General features: G+C 29.9%; 26 protein-coding genes and 1 tRNA gene. 13 read left to right on the plus strand and 14 right to left on the minus strand.

What is annotated here, in order from left to right:
• Positions 1-85: 85 nt before the first annotated feature.
• Together rny and PKV21_00230 are read left to right on the plus strand one after the other, a co-directional pair.
• The gene (gene rny / locus PKV21_00225) at positions 86-1,663 is read left to right on the plus strand and encodes a ribonuclease Y (GenBank protein ID HOM25920.1); all 1,578 of its coding nucleotides are present in this window, start codon (positions 86-88) and stop codon (positions 1,661-1,663) included.
• A complete protein-coding gene (locus PKV21_00230) occupies positions 1,663-2,325 on the plus strand; it encodes an endonuclease V (GenBank protein HOM25921.1) in 663 nt (220 codons plus the stop codon). The genes rny and PKV21_00230 overlap by 1 nt, the downstream gene beginning before the upstream one ends.
• Here the strand turns inward: PKV21_00230 and PKV21_00235 are convergent.
• Both PKV21_00235 and PKV21_00240 read right to left on the minus strand, forming a co-directional pair.
• Entirely contained in the window at positions 2,280-3,836 is a 1,557-nt protein-coding gene (locus PKV21_00235) for a radical SAM protein (protein ID HOM25922.1), read from the minus strand. The genes PKV21_00230 and PKV21_00235 overlap by 46 nt on opposite strands.
• Before the next feature lie 12 nt (positions 3,837-3,848).
• Positions 3,849-4,313 carry a helix-turn-helix domain-containing protein gene (locus PKV21_00240; protein ID HOM25923.1) on the minus strand — a complete coding sequence of 155 codons (465 nt, stop codon included), beginning with the start codon at positions 4,311-4,313 and terminating at the stop codon, positions 3,849-3,851.
• Positions 4,314-4,390: 77 nt separating this feature from the next.
• Here PKV21_00240 and PKV21_00245 point away from each other — a divergent pair, with 77 nt between their 5' ends.
• From PKV21_00245 to trxB, 4 genes are all read left to right on the plus strand, one after another.
• Positions 4,391-4,966 (plus strand): sigma-70 family RNA polymerase sigma factor, encoded by a 576-nt coding sequence (locus tag PKV21_00245; protein HOM25924.1) that lies wholly within the window; start codon positions 4,391-4,393, stop codon positions 4,964-4,966.
• A gap of 1 nt (position 4,967) precedes the next feature.
• Complete coding sequence (locus PKV21_00250; protein HOM25925.1) at positions 4,968-5,201, plus strand: zf-HC2 domain-containing protein; 234 nt, start codon at positions 4,968-4,970, stop codon at positions 5,199-5,201.
• Positions 5,202-5,261: 60 nt separating this feature from the next.
• Positions 5,262-5,702 (plus strand): Hsp20/alpha crystallin family protein, encoded by a 441-nt coding sequence (locus PKV21_00255; GenBank protein HOM25926.1) that lies wholly within the window; start codon positions 5,262-5,264, stop codon positions 5,700-5,702.
• A gap of 110 nt (positions 5,703-5,812) precedes the next feature.
• Positions 5,813-6,727: a thioredoxin-disulfide reductase gene (gene trxB, locus PKV21_00260; protein HOM25927.1), complete on the plus strand. Its 915-nt coding sequence runs from the start codon at positions 5,813-5,815 to the stop codon at positions 6,725-6,727.
• Here the strand turns inward: trxB and PKV21_00265 are convergent.
• The 10 genes from PKV21_00265 to PKV21_00310 all read right to left on the minus strand — a co-directional run bounded on the left by PKV21_00265 (position 6,722) and on the right by PKV21_00310 (position 13,182).
• Positions 6,722-7,687, minus strand: coding sequence for a radical SAM protein (locus PKV21_00265; protein ID HOM25928.1), 966 nt, complete (start codon positions 7,685-7,687; stop codon positions 6,722-6,724). The genes trxB and PKV21_00265 overlap by 6 nt on opposite strands.
• Positions 7,684-8,247: an aminodeoxychorismate/anthranilate synthase component II gene (locus PKV21_00270; GenBank protein ID HOM25929.1), complete on the minus strand. Its 564-nt coding sequence runs from the start codon at positions 8,245-8,247 to the stop codon at positions 7,684-7,686. Before PKV21_00270 ends, PKV21_00265 begins: the two co-directional genes overlap by 4 nt.
• A 2-nt stretch (positions 8,248-8,249) precedes the next feature.
• Positions 8,250-9,728, minus strand: coding sequence for an anthranilate synthase component I (gene trpE / locus PKV21_00275; GenBank protein HOM25930.1), 1,479 nt, complete (start codon positions 9,726-9,728; stop codon positions 8,250-8,252).
• A gap of 3 nt (positions 9,729-9,731) precedes the next feature.
• Positions 9,732-11,294 (minus strand): L,D-transpeptidase family protein, encoded by a 1,563-nt coding sequence (locus PKV21_00280; GenBank protein HOM25931.1) that lies wholly within the window; start codon positions 11,292-11,294, stop codon positions 9,732-9,734.
• Between the two features lie 11 nt (positions 11,295-11,305).
• On the minus strand, positions 11,306-11,491 hold the full coding sequence (locus PKV21_00285; protein HOM25932.1) for a ferredoxin: 186 nt from the start codon (positions 11,489-11,491) through the stop codon (positions 11,306-11,308).
• A gap of 63 nt (positions 11,492-11,554) precedes the next feature.
• Positions 11,555-11,626 (minus strand) — tRNA-Gln (locus PKV21_00290).
• Between the two features lie 15 nt (positions 11,627-11,641).
• Positions 11,642-11,848: a winged helix-turn-helix domain-containing protein gene (locus PKV21_00295; protein ID HOM25933.1), complete on the minus strand. Its 207-nt coding sequence runs from the start codon at positions 11,846-11,848 to the stop codon at positions 11,642-11,644.
• A 26-nt stretch (positions 11,849-11,874) separates the two neighbouring features.
• Complete coding sequence (locus tag PKV21_00300; protein ID HOM25934.1) at positions 11,875-12,099, minus strand: hypothetical protein; 225 nt, start codon at positions 12,097-12,099, stop codon at positions 11,875-11,877.
• Positions 12,096-12,773 carry an energy transducer TonB gene (locus PKV21_00305; GenBank protein ID HOM25935.1) on the minus strand — a complete coding sequence of 226 codons (678 nt, stop codon included), beginning with the start codon at positions 12,771-12,773 and terminating at the stop codon, positions 12,096-12,098. The genes PKV21_00300 and PKV21_00305 overlap by 4 nt, the downstream gene beginning before the upstream one ends.
• Position 12,774: 1 nt before the next feature.
• On the minus strand, positions 12,775-13,182 hold the full coding sequence (locus PKV21_00310; protein HOM25936.1) for a biopolymer transporter ExbD: 408 nt from the start codon (positions 13,180-13,182) through the stop codon (positions 12,775-12,777).
• A gap of 72 nt (positions 13,183-13,254) precedes the next feature.
• On the opposite strand from PKV21_00310, the gene PKV21_00315 reads away from it, so the two are divergent.
• Genes PKV21_00315 through PKV21_00325 form a run of 3 tightly spaced genes read left to right on the plus strand, consistent with a single transcriptional unit; the run spans position 13,255 to position 15,561 of the window.
• A complete protein-coding gene (locus PKV21_00315) occupies positions 13,255-14,109 on the plus strand; it encodes a hypothetical protein (GenBank protein ID HOM25937.1) in 855 nt (284 codons plus the stop codon).
• Positions 14,110-14,155: 46 nt separating this feature from the next.
• Positions 14,156-14,845: a hypothetical protein gene (locus PKV21_00320; GenBank protein ID HOM25938.1), complete on the plus strand. Its 690-nt coding sequence runs from the start codon at positions 14,156-14,158 to the stop codon at positions 14,843-14,845.
• The gene (locus tag PKV21_00325; GenBank protein HOM25939.1) at positions 14,842-15,561 is read left to right on the plus strand and encodes a type II secretion system protein; all 720 of its coding nucleotides are present in this window, start codon (positions 14,842-14,844) and stop codon (positions 15,559-15,561) included. Before PKV21_00320 ends, PKV21_00325 begins: the two co-directional genes overlap by 4 nt.
• Before the next feature lie 5 nt (positions 15,562-15,566).
• Here the strand turns inward: PKV21_00325 and PKV21_00330 are convergent, their stop codons facing one another.
• Both PKV21_00330 and PKV21_00335 read right to left on the minus strand, forming a co-directional pair.
• Complete coding sequence (locus tag PKV21_00330; protein HOM25940.1) at positions 15,567-16,493, minus strand: NAD-dependent epimerase/dehydratase family protein; 927 nt, start codon at positions 16,491-16,493, stop codon at positions 15,567-15,569.
• 2 nt (positions 16,494-16,495) lie between these two features.
• Positions 16,496-17,467, minus strand: coding sequence for a GDP-mannose 4,6-dehydratase (locus tag PKV21_00335; GenBank protein HOM25941.1), 972 nt, complete (start codon positions 17,465-17,467; stop codon positions 16,496-16,498).
• Between the two features lie 88 nt (positions 17,468-17,555).
• Between PKV21_00335 and PKV21_00340 the strand changes: the two genes are divergently transcribed.
• The 4 genes from PKV21_00340 to PKV21_00355 all read left to right on the plus strand — a co-directional run.
• Positions 17,556-20,213: a hypothetical protein gene (locus PKV21_00340; GenBank protein ID HOM25942.1), complete on the plus strand. Its 2,658-nt coding sequence runs from the start codon at positions 17,556-17,558 to the stop codon at positions 20,211-20,213.
• On the plus strand, positions 20,207-20,476 hold the full coding sequence (locus tag PKV21_00345) for a type II toxin-antitoxin system HicB family antitoxin (protein ID HOM25943.1): 270 nt from the start codon (positions 20,207-20,209) through the stop codon (positions 20,474-20,476). The genes PKV21_00340 and PKV21_00345 overlap by 7 nt, the downstream gene beginning before the upstream one ends.
• Positions 20,473-20,688, plus strand: a complete 216-nt coding sequence (locus tag PKV21_00350; GenBank protein HOM25944.1) for a type II toxin-antitoxin system HicA family toxin — start codon at positions 20,473-20,475, stop codon at positions 20,686-20,688. The genes PKV21_00345 and PKV21_00350 overlap by 4 nt, the downstream gene beginning before the upstream one ends.
• An 18-nt stretch (positions 20,689-20,706) precedes the next feature.
• The coding region (locus tag PKV21_00355; protein HOM25945.1) for a prepilin-type N-terminal cleavage/methylation domain-containing protein at positions 20,707-21,063 on the plus strand (357 nt) is incomplete at its 3' end.

A 21,063-nucleotide genomic window follows, 5' to 3' on the forward strand; every position in this document is an offset into this window, starting at 1 on the left:
TTAAAGATTATTTTTCTAGAGTTCCTTCCTGTCTGTCGTGCTGGATAACTCCTTTACTTAATTTTTAAAAGTAAAGGAGGGCAAAATGCCAAATTCAATAAATACTCTCAAACTTGTTATGCCCTGGTTTATTCTCTGGGGTGCAATATCAATACTTGTGGGATATTTATGGAGAAAATATGTTGGAGAAAGGACAATTAAATCAGCAGAAAAGAAGGCAAAAGAAATCATACAAGAAGCAGAAGATATAGCATTAAAGAAAAAGAGGGAAATAGATATAGAAGCAAAAGAATTGTTTTACAGATTAAGAAGCGATTTTGAGAAAGAAACAAAAAACAAAAGAAAAGAATTACAGTTTCAGGAAAAAAGATTACAGCAAAAAGAACTTGCAATTGAAAGAAAAGCAGAAATTATTGAGATTAAAGAAGAGGAATTATCAAAAAGGGAAAAAGAAATACAGAGAAGAGAAGAAGAGATTAAAAATAAGGAGATGGAATATTTACAACTCATAGAAGAAGAAAAGAAAAAACTTGAAGCAATTTCCGGTATTTCAAGAGAGGAAGCAAAAAATCAACTTTTGAAAATAATGGAAGAGGAAGCAAAAAAAGAAGCGATAAAATTACAGCAAAAAATTGAAAATGAAGTAAGAGAGAATGCTGAAAAAAAAGCAAGAGAAATTTTATTGACCACAATGCAACGATTAGCACCTGAAGAAGCGACTGAAAGTGTTGTTTCTGTTGTCAGTTTACCATCCGATGAAATTAAAGGAAGGATTATAGGAAGAGAAGGAAGAAACATTAAAGTTTTTGAAGCACTTACAGGAGTAGACCTGATAGTTGACGATACTCCTGAAGCGGTTACAATTTCCTGCTTTAATCTTTATAGAAGAGAACTTGCAAGACAGGCACTTGAAAAACTTATTGCAGATGGAAGAATACATCCAGCAAGAATTGAAGAGATTGTTGAAAAGACAAAAAAAGAACTTGAAGAACAACTTGTAGAAGATGGAAACAGGACATTACTTGAAATAGGAATAGAAAATGTACATCCAGAACTTGTAAAATTACTTGGTAAATTAAAATACAGAACAAGTTATGGACAAAATCTTCTTATTCACAGTAAAGAATGTGCATTTATGGCAGGAATTATTGCTTCTGAACTCGGATATGACCCAAAAATTGCAAAAAGAGCAGCACTTTTTCATGATATAGGAAAAGCAGTTGACCAGGAAGTTGAAGGTGCACATCCTGAAATTGGTGGAGAAATTTTGAAAAAATATGGAGAATCTGAAGAAATTATAAATGCTGCTCTTAATCATCACAATGACATGCCAATTAATGAACCATATACAGTTATATCTCAGATTGTAGATGCACTTTCTGCTACAAGAACAGGAGCAAGAAGAGATACTCTTGAAAAATATTTAAGAAGGATAGAAGAACTTGAAAAAATTGCTTCTTCTTTTAAAGGGGTAGATTCTGCTTATGCTATATCTGCTGGAAGGGAAGTCAGGGTAATAGTTAAACCTGAAGAAATCACAGATGATGAAGCAAGAACCCTCGCAAAAGAAATTGCAAAAAAGATTGAAGAAAACATGGAATACATAGGACAGGTGAAAGTAACTGTCATAAGAGAAAGAAGAGAAGTGGAATTTGCTAAATAATGGAAGTTAAAAAGTTACACAGGTGGGATATAGATAAAGAAGAAGCAGAGAAAATACAGGAAAGGTTAAAAGATAAAGTTGTGATAAAACCCTTATCAAAAAAAATAAATATTATATGCGGGATTGATAGTAGTTATAATGAAGAAACAATACAAACATGCGGTGTTTTATGTAAATTCCCTGAACTTGAAATAATAGAAATTGTAAAAATTAAGGGAAAGGTGAAATTCCCCTATATTCCGGGACTTCTTGCATTCAGGGAAGGTGAAAATACAGTCAATCTTATAGAAAAAATAGAAAAGGAAGTGGATTGTTTTATTTTTGATGGACACGGAATTGCTCATCCTAAAAAATTTGGTTTTGCTTCTCACATAGGAGTACTGATTGAAAAACCAACTATTGGATGTGCAAAGTCCTTACTTTATGGTAATTATTTTGAACCACCCTCTTTCCCGCTTTCATCAACATTTATAAAAGACACTGAAGGAGAAATAATTGGCCATGCTTTAAGAAATTACAATGATGGAATAATTTTTATTTCTCCCGGACATTTAATTGATTTTAAGGATTCTTTAAGTACTGTAATCAAATGTATGAAAGAGAAATACTCTATCCCTTATCCTTTATATCTTGCACATGAAAACTCAAAGTTAACTGACTGATACTTTTTGTTTTTTCTACTTTCAATTATCTCTTTATTCAGAATACATCCAGGGTCAGGAGAAACAAAATCACCAAAATAAGCATAACTTCTTGCAACACATCCTCCACAAACAGAAAAATATTTACCCTTACAACCATATCTTTCAGGATGATTTCTCCTATCCCTTATTATATTCAAAACTTCTGAATTATCCCACACATTCAAAAGATTTTCCTTTTTAATCTCTCCATTTTCTTTTATACTTCCTATATAAACATCAGGCATAAAAACACATGGAGTTATACTTCCATCAGGTTGAATTGCTATATATGCTCTTCCTGCTCCACAGCCACCAATAAGTTCAACAATGTTTTTTAGTTTTTTTACATTACCAGATGTAAAATGGCCGATGATAGTAAAATCCCCTTCTCCAAGTTCATACATCTGTTTACAGTATCTACCAAATTGAGGCGCAGTTGAAAGTAAAGTTTCTTTTCCAGTTTTCAAATCTTCATAAAACAATTCAAACAATTTTTCTCTTTCCTCACACGTTAAATCATTTCCAAAATCAGCCCTTCCACATGGTATATAATTATATAAAACAACTTTTCTTATTCCAAGTTGGTCTCTCAATTTAATCATTTCAGGTACTTGATTTTTAACAATTGCATTTTCTCTTGCAACAGTAAAGGAGATACAAACCTTGTCTGCCTCCCCAACTTCTACTAAATTTTTAATTCCATTCAACGTTTTCTCAAATGAACCATTAACACCTCTAAAACTATCATGTATTTCAGGACTGGCACCATCTAAACTTACTCCATAATATGCAAAACCGATCTCCTTTAATCTTTCTGCCACTTTTTTTGTTATCATGGTTCCATTTGTATTTATTGACATATATAAACCGCCCTCTTTACCAATCTTTGCAAGTTCCCAGAAAACAGGATCCATCAATGGTTCTCCTCCTGCGAATGCAAGAGTTGGAATGTTTGTTTTTACTATTTCCTCCATAACTTTTATTTTTTCCTCATTAGTCAGTTCATCAGGAAGTCCTTTTGATAAAACACCTGCATCTTCATAACAGTGTTTACATCTCAAATTACATCTACCTGTAATATTCCATACAACCATTAGTGGTTCAGCAAAGATAAGTGGTTCTCTTACTCCATATTTTATAACTGTCTCAGCAATATTAAAAACAGACCTTTTTATAACCGGATTTTTCATTGCTTCTTTCAATTCTTTTCTCTCAATAGAAAAAATTTTACATATATGGTCAAAAATCATATAAGGAACAATGGTTTCCTTCTCCTTAAAAATTCTTTCTAAAATCCCCCGTGTATCTATACTGAACTTTTCAATAAATTCTTCAAGTTTAGTTTTTCCATTTTCATCTTCTTTAAGGTATTTTAACAGAACCCTTTTTGTCATATAACTATTAAGAATTTTATAAAGTGTCCCTTTTTTTAAACCATCAGAAAGGGTTTCAGGATTAAAAGGAAATCTATTTAAATTCCAGAGTCCCATTTTCCACCTCCTTTAATTTTCTTCATATTTCATTTTTTTCAAATCTATATTTGTTTCTTTAAGGATTCTCCTTATTGTTTCATGACTTATTCCTTCAACAATCCCTTTATCTTCAAGATAATTTTTCAACTTATAAAGAGTCCACATTGAAAATAAAAGTCCGAGTTTTCTCGGAGGTGTTTTAACAATCTCTATTATTCTGTTTTTTATATTTTCTTTAAATTTCTTCTTTTTACCTGTTTCAGGAGATTCAACAATTGATTCCAGACCATGTTTATTATATCTGTGAATCCATTTTCTTAAATGATTTGGATGAATTTTTATAATTTTTGTTATTTCAGAAACTTTATATCTATGAATACCCGAAAGAATTATAAGATGCGCTCTTTTTTTAATATATTCTTTTTCATCTTTTAAAAATTCAAATAATTTTTTAACATCTTCCTTTTTAATTTCAGCAAATAAATGTTTTGCCATTTAACCCCCTTTTTTGAAATTATTATACCCTGTTTTTTGAAATTGTCAAGAGAATTAATATATGTTAGTATTTTTTTATGAATGAAATTGAACTTGTTGAAAGGGCTAAGGCAGGAGACAATAAAGCATTTGAAGAACTTGTAAAAAGAACACAGGATAAAATTTATAATCTTGGACTCAAAATTCTTGGGAATAGAGAAGATGCTGCGGATCTTCTTCAGGAAACCTATATAAAAGCATATGAAAGTTTGCAAAACTTTGAAGGAAGGTCTTCTTTTTCAACATGGCTTTACAGAATTGCTACAAATTTTGCCCTTATGAAATTAAGAAAGGAAAAATATAAAAAAATATCAATAGATGAAATAAAAGAAGCATCTGATGGAAGTTATAAATTAGAAATCTCTGACTGGTCAAATAACCCTCATCTCCAATACAAAAATGAAGAATTGAGAGAGATTTTAAACGAAGCAATAAATTCCTTACCTCCGAAATATAAAACTATTTTTATATTACACGATATAGAAGGACTTTCATTATCAGAAATATCAGAAATTCTTTCACTATCAATACCAACTATAAAAACAAGAATTCACAGAAGCAGATTGTATTTAAGGGAAAAACTATCAGAATATTTTAAAAGGAAAGGAAATTAAAATGGATTGCAGAGAGATTATAAAACTTATATCTGACTACATTGATAAAGAAATAGAACAGACAAAAAAAGAAATACTTGAAGAACATATTAAAATCTGCAAAAAATGTGAATCTATTTTAAATACTACTGAAAAAACCTTATTCCTTTCAAGAAAGATTTATAAAAATAAAAAAATCCCAAAAAAAATAGAAAAGACACTTTATTATCAAATAAGAATAAGATATAAAAAGTGAAACCAACCTCCTTTTCTGCTCATCTAAAAAATGAAAAAACAGGAAAGGAGGTGATGAAAAATGGCAAAACTCGCAAGATGGAATCCAATAAAAGAAGTTCTTGATTTAAGAGATGATTTTGACAGATTAATTGATAGATTCTTCTCAAAAGATTTTGATATTTGGGAAGGACCGAGACCTTTTGATGTAGACATATATGAGGAGGCAGATAATGTTGTTGTAAAAGCAGAAATCCCGGGTATGAATAAGGAAGACATCACTGTTTCACTGACCGAGGATACAGTTACCATATCCGGGAAAAAAGCAGAGGAAAAGAAGATAGAAAAAGAAAATTATTTCAGAAAAGAAATCCGCACAGGAAGTTTCTCCAGAAGTTTTACTCTTCCATGTGCAGTGGATAAGGAAAAAGTAAAAGCCACTTACAAAAATGGCATCCTTGAGATAGTCCTTCCCAAATCAGAAAAAGCAAAGGAAAAAGAAATAAAGGTAGAAGTTGAATAATAACTATTCTGAAAAAGGGGGGCTTTTCCCCCTTTTTTATTTTATTAGAAATATTACCCACTTAAATAATTTTTGAAAAACAGAAAATATTTGGTGTAAAATAAACGGAAATGAAAAAAGTAATAACAATTGGTGCTGGACCTGCCGGGCTTTCTGCGGGTATTTTTTTGTGCAGGGATAAAATCCCGACATTAATTATTGAGAAACTTTCTCCTGGTGGAAATATGCTTCTTACAGAAATTATAGAAAACTATCCCGGTTTTCCTGATGGAATAAGTGGTTTTGCGCTGGCAGAAAATATGAGAAAACAATTTTTAAAATTTGGTGGAGAAATAAAAACAGGAGAAGTTGAAAAAATTGAATTAAAAGATAATGAAAAAATAGTTATAATGAGAAATGGAGAAATATTAAAATGTGATGTTCTTATAATCGCCTCAGGTTCTTCAAGAAAAAAATTAAATGTGAAGGGAGAAGAAGAACTCATGGGAAAAGGAGTATCTTACTGTGCAATATGTGATGGTGCTTTCTTCAGGAATAAAGATGTTGCTGTTGTTGGTGGAGGAGATTCTGCACTTGAAGAAAGTATATATTTAACAAGATTCGCAAATACAGTTTATCTTATACACAGAAGAGAAAATTTAAGAGGAAAAAGATACTTACAGGAAGAAGTAAAAAACAATAAAAAGATAAAACTTATATTACCTTACATTGTTAGAGAAATAAAAGGAAAAGAGAAAGTGGAGAAATTGATTTTGCAGAATACTAAAAATGAGGAAATTATTGATTTAAAAGTTGACGGTATTTTTATTTCAGCAGGACAAAAACCAAATACAGAATTCTTAAATGGAATTGTAAAAACGGATGATAATGGATTTATAATAGTTAATGAAAAAATGGAAACAAATGTACCTGGAATTTATGCATGTGGAGATGTAATTAAAAAATCATTATATCAGATAATAACAGCAGCAAGTGAAGGAATGATTGCTGCTTTCTTTGCAGAAAAATATCTTGAAAAACTATAGGTAATTATAAAATTCTTCTGGTTTGAGCGAATCAAATTTAAATTTATTTTCAATTAAAAATTTCCTTATATCAAGACATAGATGACACTTATTAATATAACCATCCTTTCTTTTATAACCATAACTTTCAGCCCATAAAAGTAAATCATAAATATCAGTCATAAGAAAGTTTAAAATTTTATCACCTGTATTTATTCCATTTTTCAAAACTTCTTCAAATTTTCCAGGAGTTATTCCAGAACAAAAACTTGTTATATAATTTCCATAAAGGTCTATATGAATATGATAAGGATTAAGAAATTCACCAATACAGTTTGCTCCTTTAAACTTTTCTGCCTTAAATTTAACAAACCAGTTTTCCAGTGTATACAAAAATTTTCCTTTTGGTACAATATAATTTTTAAGAAAATTGATAAATTTTTCCTGTCCAATAATTTTTAAACAATCTTCAAAATTCATGGTTCCCCTTATACCCTTTTCTTTAATAATCCTGTATGCATCAATAGTGTAAAAACTCACATTTTCCATTCCAAAAATTTCAAAACTTTTTTTCATGGCAATTTCAAAATTTTCAACAGGTACTTTATTGAGGTAGAATACTGAATAACTTAACATAATAGAATTAAGTCCTCCTTCTTTTATTTTTTTTAATTTTTCTTCAGCAACTTCTTCATTCTTTGCCCAGTAACAATTTGTCTCAACAAAAAACGGGATTTCATATTTTTTTGTCAACTTTACTGCTTCAAGCAAAAGGGGAAAATTGATAAATGGTTCTCCTCCTGTTAAATGCAAGGAGACAAAAGAAGATATGTTTTTCAATATTTTTAAACATTTTTCAAATTTATCTATATCTATCCATTCCATCCAGTTTTTCCTACAATTATATAAGCAGTGTATACAAGATAGATTACATTGATATGAAAGTATAATACCTCCTGAATAAGGAAGAGGTATTTTCATTTTATTTCCAAAAAATTTTTTAGAATTTTTTTCCCTTCTTCTGTTAAAATTGATTCAGGATGAAACTGTACACCAAAAATTTTGTACTCTTTATGTCTTACCCCCATGATTTCATCATCTTCTGTCCATGCTGTTATTTCAAGAGAATTGGGTAAACTTTCTTTTTCTATTACAAGTGAATGATATCTTGTAGCAACAAAAGGATTTTCAATTCCCTCAAAAATATCTTTTCCATTATGATAAATTAAAGATGTTTTCCCGTGCATAAGTTTTTTAGCATAGGTAATCTTGCCCCCAAAAACATATCCAATACACTGATGTCCAAGACATACCCCGAGTATAGGAAATTTATCCTTAAATTTTTCTATTATTTCACATGAAATTCCCGCATTTTCAGGTCTTTTAGGTCCCGGAGAAATAACAATTCTATCAAATTTTATCCTTTCAATTTTTTTAATACTCACATCATTTCTATAAACTATAATTTTTTCTCCAAGTTCTCCGAAATACTGAACAAGGTTATAAACAAAAGAATCGTAATTATCTATCATGAGTACCATTTTTATATCCTTTTTGAAAAATTATAACTTTCAATAAGTGCTTTTGCTTTATTTTCCGTTTCTTCATATTCTTTCTCAGGAACAGAATCAGCAACAATTCCTGCACCCGCCTGTATATATATTTTTTTACCCTTAATTATAAATGTCCTTATAGTTATACAGAAATCCATACTCTTCTGTAAACTGAAATAACCAACAGCACCTCCATAAGGCCCCCTTCTAACTCCCTCTAACTCTTCTATAATCTCCATTGCTCTTATTTTTGGCGCTCCTGTTAATGTACCTGCTGGAAAAGTTGAATTGAATAAATCAACAGAACTTTTGTTTTTCATCAATTTACCTTCTACATTTGAAACAAGATGCATAACATGAGAATATTTTTCTATTTTCATCAACTCTGTAACCCTAACAGTTCCTGGATAGCAAACCTTACCGAGGTCATTTCTTCCAAGGTCAACAAGCATAATATGTTCTGCTTTCTCTTTTTCATCATTCACCAATTCTTCTTCAAGTTTTTTTTCTTCTTTTTCATCTTTTCCTCTCGGTCTTGTCCCTGCAATTGGTCTGACATTTGCAATTCCATTTTCAAGTTTTACAAGTATTTCAGGAGAAGAACCAATCAATTTTAAATCTCCAAGTTCAAGATAAAACATATATGGAGATGGATTCAAACTTCTCAATGCCCTGTATATTTTAAAAACCTCTGTATCAATTTCTCTTTCCCATCTCTGAGAAATAACCGCCTGAATTATATCTCCTTCAAAAATATATTTTTTCACCTTCTCAACATTTTTCAAAAATTCTTCCTTTTTAAAATTGCTTTTAAAATCATCATTTTTCTCTTCAACTTTCCTTTCAATTACTTTAAATGATTTAAAAAATTCACCTGTAAATTTTAAAAGATTCTCTTTTCCTTCATCATAAATCTGTTTTAAAGTTTTATTCTTTTCAACAAATACATTTGTTATTAAAAAAATTTTCCTTTTAAAATGGTCAAAAATTATCAATTTCTTTGGGAAAAAGAAAATAAAATCAGGAATTGAAAGGTCATCCTTACATATCTGTGGAATTTTCTCTATATTTCTCACATAGTCATAAGAAACAAATCCAACAAAACCACCTGTAAAAGAAGGAAGGGGTTTGATTTTAACTGTAGAATATTTTTTTAAAAAGTCATCTATTATCTTTAAAGAATTTTTTTCCTCAAACTTTTCAATTATCCCTTTTGTATAATCTGTAATTTCTACTCTATTTTCCTTTCCCTTGATTATTATTTCAGGATATGAGCCAATAAAAGAATATCTACCTGTTTTTTCTTCTTGCTCAGCGCTTTCAAGAAGAAAATTATAACTTCCTTTTGCAATTTTTAAAAAAGAAGTAACAGGCGTTTCAAAATCAGCAAGAAACCATGTATGAAAAGGAATTACATTTACTTTTTTACTCAAACTTTTAAATTCTTCAAAATCAGGAAATATCTCCATTTTTTAAAGTGTCTGTTCACAGATTATCTTCCAATTTCCATTTCTTTTAACAAGATAAAGAATTTTTCTTGTTTTTGAAGAAAAATTATCTGATGTATAATTCTGTTTGAAAAAAGAGATTGCCATCAGTCCAAATTTCTTTTCCCCATAGGGTAAAATCTGTAAATCAGAAAGTTCAATACTTATATATTTTTTTCCTTTATTAATTCTTTCCTTGTATAATCTCCATTCCTTTTTATTCTTTCCTCCTGTTAAAAATTCATCATCATAAAATTTTATATATTCCTCTATATTTTTACTTTCCCATGCATTTTTCCATCTTTCCACTGTTTCTTTTATCTCCTTAATATACTCAAATTTATTAAACAATTTATCCTGTGAAATACAGATAAAAGTTTCTCCTGTTTTAATGTATGGCATTATCTGTTTCATATCACCATCATTAACAACAATACAACCTTCACTATTGTAAGGCGGTCTCTCTATTGGTGTAGCATGAAACCATATACCATTTCCGTCTTTATTCAATCTTAAATCTATTGGATTTGGATAATTAAGAGGAAAGGCGGCAATCCCGTATTTTGAAGGTAGATTTGGCGGTTCTATTTTTGATGTTAAAAGGTAAGTACCCTCAGGTGTCCTTTTATCTCCTTTTTTCTCCTTATCCCCTTTTTCTGTTCCGGTAGTACATTTAAATTCTTTTATTTCTTTAAAAGTATATCCATCAAATGAAACAATATATAATTTCTGCTCATTTTTTGACACATTTATAAAGCTATATGGATTTAAACCTTCAATCTTTTCCTTTTTCGTTATTTTTTCTTCTTTTTTCTCCTCTATTTTCTTTTCTTCTCTAACAGCAAGTAAATTTTTAATTTTTTCCCTTTCTGATATCGCCATTCCTTTATTATTTTGAGCAAGATATATTTTCAGAAGTATTTTATGAAGATTAATATCATCAGAAATTGCAAGTCCTTCTTCAATATATTCTTTTGCTTTTTTATAATCTCCCTTATTAAGATAATAAAGGGAAAGGTAATAAAAAAGGGATACATCTTTTAAATTGTAATTATATGCCTTTTCAAGTGCTGAAATTCCCTCTTCTTCTCTATTAATCCCCAGAAGTAATTTACCGAGATTATACCAGTAAATTGGATTTTGAGGAGAAAGTTCTGTTGCAATATAATAAAGATTAATTTTTTCCCTTATATCCTGACTTTTTTCTATTCTCTTTTCTATATAAGATAGCGCATTTTTCCTGTCAAAAAGCGAGATTTCAAGTAAAATTTCAGAAACCCTTGGTTGTAAATTTATTTCTTTAAAAATTAAAGCCAGTTCTATTTTTGCTTCTGTCTTTCCAACAGTACTTTCCAGAATCTTTATATATTCTTCTATTATTTCATTATTATTTGGATTCTGTTTTATCGCTTTTCTGTATTCTTCAAGAGAAAGTTTAAAATATCTTCTCGCTTTTTCTTCTGGCTTTTTTATTAAAAATGGTTCACTCTCTTTAATAAGAAAAAAGAAAAAAAATAGAAAAATAACAAGTACCTGTTTTCGTTTCATTCAACTCTTTTTCATTCTATTATTATTGCCTCTACAGGACAACTTTCTGCGGCTTCCTTTACTTTTTCCTCAAGTTCAGAAGGAACATTTGTCAATTTTACAGTTGAAACTGTTTCACCCATTTCAAAAACTTCCGGACAGATATCAACACATAACCCGCAACCAGTACAGAGTTCTTTATCAATTCGTACTTTCATTCTTTCCTCCTTCCTTTTTTAAGATAGTAAATTTTATATTTTTCTTAAAATTTGTCAATATTGCTGGGGGAATAGGACTCGAACCTATACGCCGGGATCCAGAGTCCCGTGTCCTACCAGTTAGACGATCCCCCAGTTTAATTCTTCAATTCAATCCTTTTTCCTTAAAACTATTCTGTAGTCAGTATCTTTTTTAGTAAGAATAATATGTCCTTCTCTTGCAAGCCACCCCAATCCCATTATCAGTAAATCCCTATCCCTTCCTGTTATCTCAATTAATTTAGTCAGAGTGGTTTCATTATATTTTTCAAGATACTGCCATATTTCTCCTGCCACTATTCCTATTTCAGTTATCATTTTACCCCCTTGCTTTTTTTATTTTATCATCTTTCTCCCTTTTTGTGAAGAGTTTTACATCTTGGACATCTGCTTATGTCATTACTTTTACTATCAACATATTCATAAAAACATATAGGACAACACCACAAAGTATTTTCTTCTGTTTTCTCATATTTTCTTCTTTTTTCTAAAAAAATCCACATAAAAAGAATGCATACACTTATTAAAAGATAGATACTTGCTATAAGGTCAATTGATACCTTTATCATTTGAGTTTAAAAACTAATGTTATAATTCCCCAGACATCTTTTTCACTTTCCACAGATTCAAATAACCATTTTTTAAATTTTCTTTCAGCATAGAAATCAATTTCCGGATTACCCGAAGATAAAGAAATTTCTGTATTAAATATTTTTCCTTCCGGATTCACCCAGAATTTTATCTTTACTTTCCCCTCTATTCCTTTTTGTTGAGCCCACAGTGGATAATCAATTTTTTCCCTGTATATAATTTTTCTTGAACCTGCCGGTCCTTCTATCAAATCTTCAGAAGGATTATTCTGTGGAAGATTTAAAACTGGTACTGGTAATGATAATGAACTTATTTTATATTCTGCTTTTTCAACATCAAGGTCAAGTTTCACAGGAGTTATATATTCTTTTTCGCCAACAATATCCTTTGATGTAATATTTTTAATATTCATTGAAGGGACTTCCTCTTCTGTTTTAATTTTTTGACTACCTATGTTCTCCTCTATCTTTTTTGAAACAAAATTAATATTTTCCCTGATTTGTCTTGTTTCCAGAGAAGGATAAATAACAACTTCTATTGGTTTTATTTTTTTTAGAGGGCCTGGCAGTACAATAGAAAAAAGAGATAGCCCAAGAATATGAATAGAAAAACTTATAAAAATTGCTTTAAGAAAAATGGAATTTGTTCTCATTTTAAAATTCTGGCATTGTTGCAACTGCGATTTTTTCAATGCCACAACTTCTTGCCTTATCCATAACACTAACAACTATTCCGTGTTTTGTATCCTTATCTGCTTTAACAATAAGTATTATATTTTCTTTTCTATTCTTTAATTCCTCTTTTAATTCTTTTTCAAATTCTGAAAGATTAACAACCTTCCCTTTAAAATAAATTTTCCCTTCTTCTGTAATATTAACAAAAATCTCTCTCTGTTTTATTATGTCTGTAGTTTCTGCTTTTGGTAACTTTATTTTTATTCCGGGCTGCATAATAAAACTTGAACTTAACATAAAAAATATAATCAACTGGAAAACAACATCTACCATAGGAGTAAGATTTATCTCCCCTTTTACTATCTCACAGTGCCTTTTGAACCTCATAATTTAATTTTACTTTTTATTATCTTTACCATCAAGTTTTGAATTGTTTTTTAAAATGATAAAATGAAAATAATGGAAAAATATATATGTGGAATAGATGAAAATGGTTTTGGTCCTGTTTTAGGTCCGCTTGTAATTACCGGTATCTTAACTTCTGAAGATATAAAAATTCCTGATTATATAAAGGATAGCAAAATTTTTTATAAGAATAAAAAGGACTTAAAAAAAATTGAAGAAATTGCGGTTATTTCTTTTTATATGGTTGAAAATAGGACACCTTCCTCTCCATACGAAATATTTAAAAGATTCAGTTATAAAAAATGTGCCTTTGAAGAAAACCTGTGTGAAAAAAATATCCCCCTTTTTTTTGAAAGTGAAAACATAAAAGAAATTATAAAAAGATACAGTGATCTTCTGAAAGAAAAAGATAAAATTAAAAGAATAGAGGTAAAAACTGTATGCCCGTATTTTTTTAACGATTTTGTAAAGAAAAAAAAATCAAAATTTCTTTTAAATTTATTCAATTTCTGTGAAATAATAAAAGAGATGGAAAACTACAAAAATATAAAATTCTTCTGTGGAAAAATTGGGGGTACCATCTATTACAGAAATTTTCTAAAATATTTTTTACCTGATTATGAAATTTATGCTTTAAAGGAAACTGACGACTTTTCTGAATATAAAATTTCAAAAAAAAATCTTTCTTTTGAACTTGGATTTTATAAGAATGTTGAAAACATATCACCAGTTGCTTCCTTTTCTTCAATAATAGGTAAATATATGAGAGAAATAATTATGAAGAGTATAATAAAAAGTTTGAATATGGATGAGGATATTTCAGGATACAGGGATAGGAAAACAAAAAAATTTATAGAAAAAATTAATTTTTCAAAATTCAGAAAGGAATGCATAATAAGAATTTCCTGAAAGAAAATATTGACAAAAATAAAAAAGGGGGGTATTATTTACTAAAATGAAAAAAGTTATTGAGTTTTATAAAGGATTGAATAAACAGAATAGAATAATATTTTGGGTTTGTGTAGGTGTTATTTTTCTTACAATTTTAAGAGTGTCTATCTGGAGTGCAAAAAAAGACAAAACTCCTACCGCAAAAATATTTATAAAACAGATAAAAAGTCCGAACAAAAATGAAAAAATATATGCAATTTATAATGCTGGAAATCTGAAGATAAAAGAGGCATTACCTGATGTTGAGGATGTATTTCAAAAAGAAAACGATGAGGAAATTAAAAGAGTTTGTGCATGGAGTATAGGACAGATTGATTTTAATAAACTTCTTACATATCTTGATAGTTCAGATAAAAAAATAAAGGAAATAACATTTGAAACGATATTGAAAATTGATAAGAAAAATATTGATTATCTTATAGAGAGATTTGATAAGGAAGATACGGATACAAAATTTAAAATACTTGATTATATGAATTCTCCGGAATATCAGGAAAAATTATTAAAAATTGTTGAAAATGAAAAAGAAGAAATACCTGTCAGAAAGAAAGCACTTGAAATATTAAAAGAAAAAGGGAAACCAGAAGAAATAGAAACACCTTTATGGGCTCTTTATTATAATGAGCAGAATGATGAAATGAAAAATTATGTTTATCAGATAATTAAAGAAATTCAAAAGAGAGGCAAAAAATGAAAACAAAAAGAATAAAAAAAGGAGGTTTCACATTAATTGAACTTCTTGTTGTAATTTCAATAATCTCAATGCTTGCGGGCCAGATTTTACCATCACTTTCAACTGCAAGAGAAAAAGGAAGACAGGCAAACTGTATTAATAATCTCCATCAGATTGGACTTGCAATTGAAATGTATTATCAGGATTATGATGAATATCCAACATGGCTTTCTTTACTCTGTAAAAGCGATACCCCTGGAATTGGTTCAAATTATCTCGGAACAGGTAAAATTTTTCTCTGTTTAACCGATATGAATAAAGGAAATAAAGGACATGGAAATCCATCCTTTCCTGAAATATGTGATATCCCATTATCAAAAGTTCAGAATAGTTATCCTTCATATACGCCTGATACCTTTGACCAGAATGCTTATGCCCATAGAAATCCATCTGTTGAGGCCTGTTCATATTCATACGAATTTGCTCCAACGCATTGCAAATGGTTTGAAAGTACTCATAACCAAACAGATATTGCCCAGGCAGATGTAAACAACGATGGTGTAGTTTCATGGAAAGAAGCAAAGGTCTGGCAATCAAATCATGGTTATGGTGGACAAGTACCAATTGTAAGATGTTTCTGGCATTACTACAATCATAAACAGAAAATATTAAATCTTGCTTTCAGGGACTATAATGTTTTTATAAGCCAACCCGAATGGGAATCCTCATCTTACTGAAAAATTTATCTTTTTGAGAGAAACCATTCAATTGTTTTTTTAATTCCCTCTTCTATTTTATATTTAGGAGCCCAGTTGGTCTGACTTTTAATCTTTTCAATTGATAGGCAACTCCTTTTTAATTCTCCCTTTCTTTCTTCTCCATAAACTTTTTTACAATTTTTTCCAATATTCTCTTTTATAATCTCAAATATTCTGTTTACACTTGTTTCAATCCCTGTTCCCACATTAAAAACTCCTGTTGTTTCATTCTTCATAAATAAAACATTTGCCTCAACAACATCATCAATAAAAATAAAATCCCTCGTCTGGTTTCCATCTCCAAAAATTATACATTCTTTCCCATCAAGTATTCTTGATATAAAAATTGCAATAACACCTGCTTCTGACAGATAATTCTGCCTCGGACCATAAACATTTCCATACCTTAAAGCAACATAATTTATTCCATACTTTTTCCAGTAAGCATATAATAGTTTTTCACCTGTTAATTTTGAAATACCATAAACACATATAGGAAATGGCTCAATAGTTTCAGGACTTGGAAAAATATCAGTCAATCCATACATAACTCCACCTGTTGAAGAAAAAATAATTTTTTTGGGTGGTTTTTCCTTTGCACATTCAAGAATATTTATAATCCCTCCTATATTTACATCAACATCAAAGATAGGGTCTTCCTCTCCCTTTCTAACATTTATCTGTGCAGCAAAATGAAAAATATAATCAAAATAATAATTATCAAAAATCTCTTTTAACTTTTCTTTTTCCCTTATATCAAAATTATAAAAAATAACTTCTTCATTCAGATTTTCCAGTGAACCTGTTGAAAGATTATCAATTACTATAACTTCATTCCTTTCTTTAACCAATCTATCAACTGTATGACTTCCTATAAAACCTGCTCCACCTGTAACAAGAATTTTTGACATTTTTAATCCTTCAAAATGACATCCTTGAGCCAATCCCTGTTTTCAATATACCAGTTTACTGTTCTTTCAATACCTTCATTTATATCAATTTTAGGAGTCCAGTTCAATAAATTTTTTGCCTTTGTTATATCAGCATAAGTTGCCTTTATATCCGCTTTATGAAATGGAGCATAAATAATCTTTGCTTTTTTATTCAATTTTTCCTCAATTAATTTTATAATTTCATTCAATTGATGTGGATTGCTGTTCCCAAGATTTATTACATGGAAACCAGAAAGATTGAGCCCTGAAATAGTCCCTTCTGCAATATCATCAATATAGGTAAAATCCCTGCTCTGTGTCCCATCTCCATAAACAGTTATCTCTTTTTCCTCATCAATCAATTTTATAAACTTAAAAATACTCATATCAGGTCTTCCACATGGTCCATAAACAGTAAAATATCTGAAAATAACAACATCAATCCCGAAAAGATAATGGTAAGTATAACAGGTAAGTTCTGCTGCTTTCTTACTTGTAGCATAAGGAGAAATTGGATTATTTACAGGCAAGTCCTCTTTAAAAGGTGTATTACAACCAGCATAAAGAGAAGATGTTGAGGCAAGAATAAATTTTTTTATTTTAAAGTCCTTCGCACATTCAAGAAGATTTAAATTCCCTATTACATTTGTCTGGTAATAAATTTCAGGATTTTCAATACTTGCTCTCACTCCAGCACGAGCAGCAAGATTTATTATTGCATCCGGCTTTGCTTCCTTTACAATATATTTAATATTTTCCCTTGAAATATCAAGTTTTACAAATGAGAAATTTTTATTTTTCTGTAATTTATCCAGTCGCCACTTTTTCAATTTTACATCATAATAATCATTCAAATCATCAATACCAAGAACTTCTTCTCCTTTTTCCAATAACTTTTCCGAAACCTTCCATCCAATAAAACCACATGCACCTGTAACTAAAATTTTTCCCATGCTTTAAATTATATCATAAATTTAAAAAGTCAAATCAAAAAATTAATTTAACTTGACACACCTACAAAAAACAAGGTAAAATCAAACTGTGGAAAAAAAAAGAAATAAAGGTGTAGCATTAATTGCTGTAATTGTAATGATAGTTCTTTTTTCTTCCCTTATAATGGTCGTTGTCCTTTCATCTACAATGTCAATAAAAAGGGCTTATTTTTATCATGATAGAACAAAAGCACTTGAAATAGCAGAAAACGCAATACAGGATGTATTTAACTGGATGAATTACCGTGCCTATGATACAGAATACTATCCTTCCTGGTATGCAAACAATCAACCACCTGATTCTCCAACAAAAGTTTACTTTACAGGAACAACTTTTTCCCCAAGTCCTGTAAAAGTAAATGCCCCTTATATTCCAGAAAAAGGAGAATGTATAGTTGAATTTTTTGATGATAATGGGGAGAATAAAGATACAATAACAGCTATAGGTAAATACAGGGGGAGAACAGCAAAATTAAGTGTGAAGGTAAGGGGGGAAAATGGATATGATAATAATACACATAAAAACTTTGCTTTAAGATTGGGGAATATAGAGACATTTCAAGTTGATATAAATTTTGAGCCAATAGGTGCTAATCCATCCATTCAATATCCTGATAAAGGAGAAGTTTTTGGAGATAGAGGGAATGGTTATAAATATGGCTGGAGTGAGGATAGAACTGGTTATGTATATGACAGGGATATATTACCCAACTCTTATCAGTATCTTGATAATCAGTATCTTGATACCCTTGCGATAATGAATGGAGCAAAATGGGAGATAGAAGTTCCTAACTGGTATTATAGTGTTACCGTTGATTGTGGAGACCCTATGGACCCTGAGTGTGATGATTATAACCATGATTTAATTATAGAAGGGCAATTAAGTCACATTTCTTCACCTAATTTTTCTGTTAGTGTTTTAAGAAACCCTGGACCACCTCCAGTATACGATGTTTACTGGTATAAAAGGCACATTGTAGATGTCACAGTAAATGATGGGAGATTAACAATTGAACCAGTAGATACATCTAATAATGGTCCGAGAATATGTCATATTCAAATAAGACCAAATTCAGGTGTAAACTGGGCAACACCAGAAGCATTTAATAAACATCTTGTATATTCAAATACTGTGTCAGGAAATACAGGGTCAAATCAAATTCTTGTTAATGGAAATATAACTTATAATAACTGGCAGGCAAATTTAAATTATAAAGATGAAAGTAAAAAAACTTTTACACATACCAGTTCTTTTTCAATTCCGAGAAATTCAGCAAGTATAAGTATTCCAGTAGCAACAACTTTACAACAGCCAAATTTTACACCAACTCCTACAATGAGATTTAAGGATAGCAATGGCAGTACTCCTTATGACCCTGCAACAGGTTATAATTCTTATACTGACTTAACAAATATTAATGGTGGAAATGACCCTTATAATGTTTCAGGAACAAGTGAATATTATACCTTTTCAAATTTAAGTAATCTTTCATCAGGTACTTATTTTTTTGAAAAAACAGATAGTAAAACACAATTACAGATAAAATTTACACCAAACAGCAATCCCAACATTCCTTCAGGAATAATCCTAAAAGCAGGAGCAATTGATTCAGGTGAAGCAGCAGATATAATAATTGATGTTAATCTTGATTCATCTACCTCAATACTCGGTCAACTTATGGCTGAAAGAAATATTGAGATAACTGGAAGTATCCCTGTTTCCATCGGTTCTTCAAATCAATATACAATTGCTGCAAGAGATACAGTTAAAATCAGTCCATCAGGAAATCTTACAATAAATGGAAATATTTATGGTGGAAAAAAAGTTTATATTCAGGCAAATAACAATACAATCACAATAAATGGAAATATCTGTGCAGATAATCAAAGTGAAAATAGTGAAATAGAAATAAGAGGAACAGGAACAATAAATATAAATGGAAAAATCTATGCTAAAACTAAAATAACAATAGATGGAACAGGTTTAAATTTAACAATAAGCGATGAAGTTAACTGCCCTGGTGAAGTAATAATTCAGGGAAGTGGAAATGTAACAATTAATAAAGATTTAAAAGGTGGACTTCAAACAGGTGGTTCAGTAAATTTAACTGTAAACGGCAGTGTATTTTCTAATACCGCAAATATACCTATAAATATTGGAGGAACTGGAAATATCAACATAAATGGAGTTATAGCAGGAGTGGGTGTTATTACAATTTCAAATTCAAAATTAACAGTTGACGCAAGAAATACAAATTATGCTGGTGCTATATGCTGGGATGGAAATGGAACAATAACAATATCTTCCTCTCCAGCAATTTATCTCGGCGAGCATCAATATTCAGCAATTTTTGTTGATTCTGGAACAGGTGATGTAAATATAAATGCCCGTATAAATCCAAACTATTATCTACCCACTTCTCAATCAGTTTCAAATCAGATGGCCATAATAAACAAATCAAGTTCTAATAATATAAACATTAATGCAGAAGTGGTTGGACCTGTGTATTCAAGAACAAATATAACAGTGGGAACAAACGGAAAAGTAAAAGGAGCAATAATAACAGACGGGACTCTTACTTTAAATGGTGGAGAAATAATTTATGATAGCGCTCCTTTTAAGAATAATACAGAAGTTTATAAGGGCTTTACAGGTGGCAGAAGAAAATATTTACCAGTTATAGGAAGTTGGAGAATTGAATGGTGAAGAAGGAGGAAAAAATGTTAATGGAGTATATTGAAAAAGCGTTAAAAAAAGCAGAATATAAAAAAATTGAAGATGGAACCTGGTTTGGTACAATAAAGAATTTTGAAGGTGTTTGGGCTAATGGAAAAACTATTGAAGAAACAAGAAGACAACTTATAGAAGTATTAGAAGAATGGCTTTTACTGAAAATAAAAGATGGAGATGAAATTCCGGAAATAGACGGTGAAAAAATTGAAATAAAAAGAGTTCCAAGTAAGATATGAAAAAAGTAATAAAATTTGATGAACTTGTGAGAAAATTTAGGAAATTAGGTTATGAAGGGCCCTTTTCAGGTGGGAAACATTTATTTATGAAAAAAGGAAGTAAGAAGGTTCACATACCCAATCCTCATAAAAGTAAAGATATTCATATAAGTTTGCTTAAAGAGATTTTAAAATGTGCTGGAATTGATGAAAAGGAATGGGAAGATGCATAAGAGAAGTTGGAGAATTGAATGGTAAATAAAAATGGATTAACTCTACTTGAAGTTTTGATTGCAGTTTTTCTTATGGCTATTGTTATTGCTGGTGGACTTCTTTTAATTTCAGGAAATTTAAATGTTATAAAAAAGGCAAATGAATTAACTATAGCAACTGCTTTATTACAATATACAATTGAAGATATTAAAAATATTGATTTTCCACCAGTTTATTATGATAGGCAAGGTAATTTTGGAGATGAAGTTGAAACAGAATCAATTGTAGATGTAAATTTATATACTGATTATACACCTGTTTTTTACAAAAATGATTATAGGATTATAAGATTTGTTCAAGGTTTAGATAGTTCTGGGAATATTATTTCAAATTTT

It is taken from the genome of bacterium (assembly GCA_035371905.1).
Lineage (GTDB): Bacteria > Ratteibacteria > UBA8468 > B48-G9 > JAFGKM01 > JAMWDI01.

What these genes read in the sequence shown, in the direction of transcription:
- PKV21_00300 (HOM25934.1), bottom strand. Translation starts at nt 12,099, where the DNA reads ATGATAAAGGTATCAATTGACCTTATAGCAAGTATCTATCTTTTAATA.
- PKV21_00250 (HOM25925.1), top strand. Translation starts at nt 4,968, where the DNA reads ATGGATTGCAGAGAGATTATAAAACTTATATCTGACTACATTGATAAA.
- PKV21_00230 (HOM25921.1), top strand. Translation starts at nt 1,663, where the DNA reads ATGGAAGTTAAAAAGTTACACAGGTGGGATATAGATAAAGAAGAAGCA.
- trxB (HOM25927.1), top strand. Translation starts at nt 5,813, where the DNA reads ATGAAAAAAGTAATAACAATTGGTGCTGGACCTGCCGGGCTTTCTGCG.
- PKV21_00255 (HOM25926.1), top strand. Translation starts at nt 5,262, where the DNA reads ATGGCAAAACTCGCAAGATGGAATCCAATAAAAGAAGTTCTTGATTTA.
- PKV21_00295 (HOM25933.1), bottom strand. Translation starts at nt 11,848, where the DNA reads ATGATAACTGAAATAGGAATAGTGGCAGGAGAAATATGGCAGTATCTT.
- PKV21_00285 (HOM25932.1), bottom strand. Translation starts at nt 11,491, where the DNA reads ATGAAAGTACGAATTGATAAAGAACTCTGTACTGGTTGCGGGTTATGT.
- PKV21_00235 (HOM25922.1), bottom strand. Translation starts at nt 3,836, where the DNA reads ATGGGACTCTGGAATTTAAATAGATTTCCTTTTAATCCTGAAACCCTT.
- PKV21_00335 (HOM25941.1), bottom strand. Translation starts at nt 17,467, where the DNA reads ATGGGAAAAATTTTAGTTACAGGTGCATGTGGTTTTATTGGATGGAAG.
- trpE (HOM25930.1), bottom strand. Translation starts at nt 9,728, where the DNA reads ATGGAGATATTTCCTGATTTTGAAGAATTTAAAAGTTTGAGTAAAAAA.
- PKV21_00325 (HOM25939.1), top strand. Translation starts at nt 14,842, where the DNA reads ATGAAAACAAAAAGAATAAAAAAAGGAGGTTTCACATTAATTGAACTT.
- PKV21_00310 (HOM25936.1), bottom strand. Translation starts at nt 13,182, where the DNA reads ATGAGGTTCAAAAGGCACTGTGAGATAGTAAAAGGGGAGATAAATCTT.
- PKV21_00270 (HOM25929.1), bottom strand. Translation starts at nt 8,247, where the DNA reads ATGGTACTCATGATAGATAATTACGATTCTTTTGTTTATAACCTTGTT.
- PKV21_00305 (HOM25935.1), bottom strand. Translation starts at nt 12,773, where the DNA reads ATGAGAACAAATTCCATTTTTCTTAAAGCAATTTTTATAAGTTTTTCT.
- PKV21_00320 (HOM25938.1), top strand. Translation starts at nt 14,156, where the DNA reads ATGAAAAAAGTTATTGAGTTTTATAAAGGATTGAATAAACAGAATAGA.
- PKV21_00240 (HOM25923.1), bottom strand. Translation starts at nt 4,313, where the DNA reads ATGGCAAAACATTTATTTGCTGAAATTAAAAAGGAAGATGTTAAAAAA.
- PKV21_00245 (HOM25924.1), top strand. Translation starts at nt 4,391, where the DNA reads ATGAATGAAATTGAACTTGTTGAAAGGGCTAAGGCAGGAGACAATAAA.
- rny (HOM25920.1), top strand. Translation starts at nt 86, where the DNA reads ATGCCAAATTCAATAAATACTCTCAAACTTGTTATGCCCTGGTTTATT.
- PKV21_00345 (HOM25943.1), top strand. Translation starts at nt 20,207, where the DNA reads ATGGTGAAGAAGGAGGAAAAAATGTTAATGGAGTATATTGAAAAAGCG.
- PKV21_00280 (HOM25931.1), bottom strand. Translation starts at nt 11,294, where the DNA reads ATGAAACGAAAACAGGTACTTGTTATTTTTCTATTTTTTTTCTTTTTT.
- PKV21_00330 (HOM25940.1), bottom strand. Translation starts at nt 16,493, where the DNA reads ATGTCAAAAATTCTTGTTACAGGTGGAGCAGGTTTTATAGGAAGTCAT.
- PKV21_00350 (HOM25944.1), top strand. Translation starts at nt 20,473, where the DNA reads ATGAAAAAAGTAATAAAATTTGATGAACTTGTGAGAAAATTTAGGAAA.
- PKV21_00265 (HOM25928.1), bottom strand. Translation starts at nt 7,687, where the DNA reads ATGAAAATACCTCTTCCTTATTCAGGAGGTATTATACTTTCATATCAA.
- PKV21_00315 (HOM25937.1), top strand. Translation starts at nt 13,255, where the DNA reads ATGGAAAAATATATATGTGGAATAGATGAAAATGGTTTTGGTCCTGTT.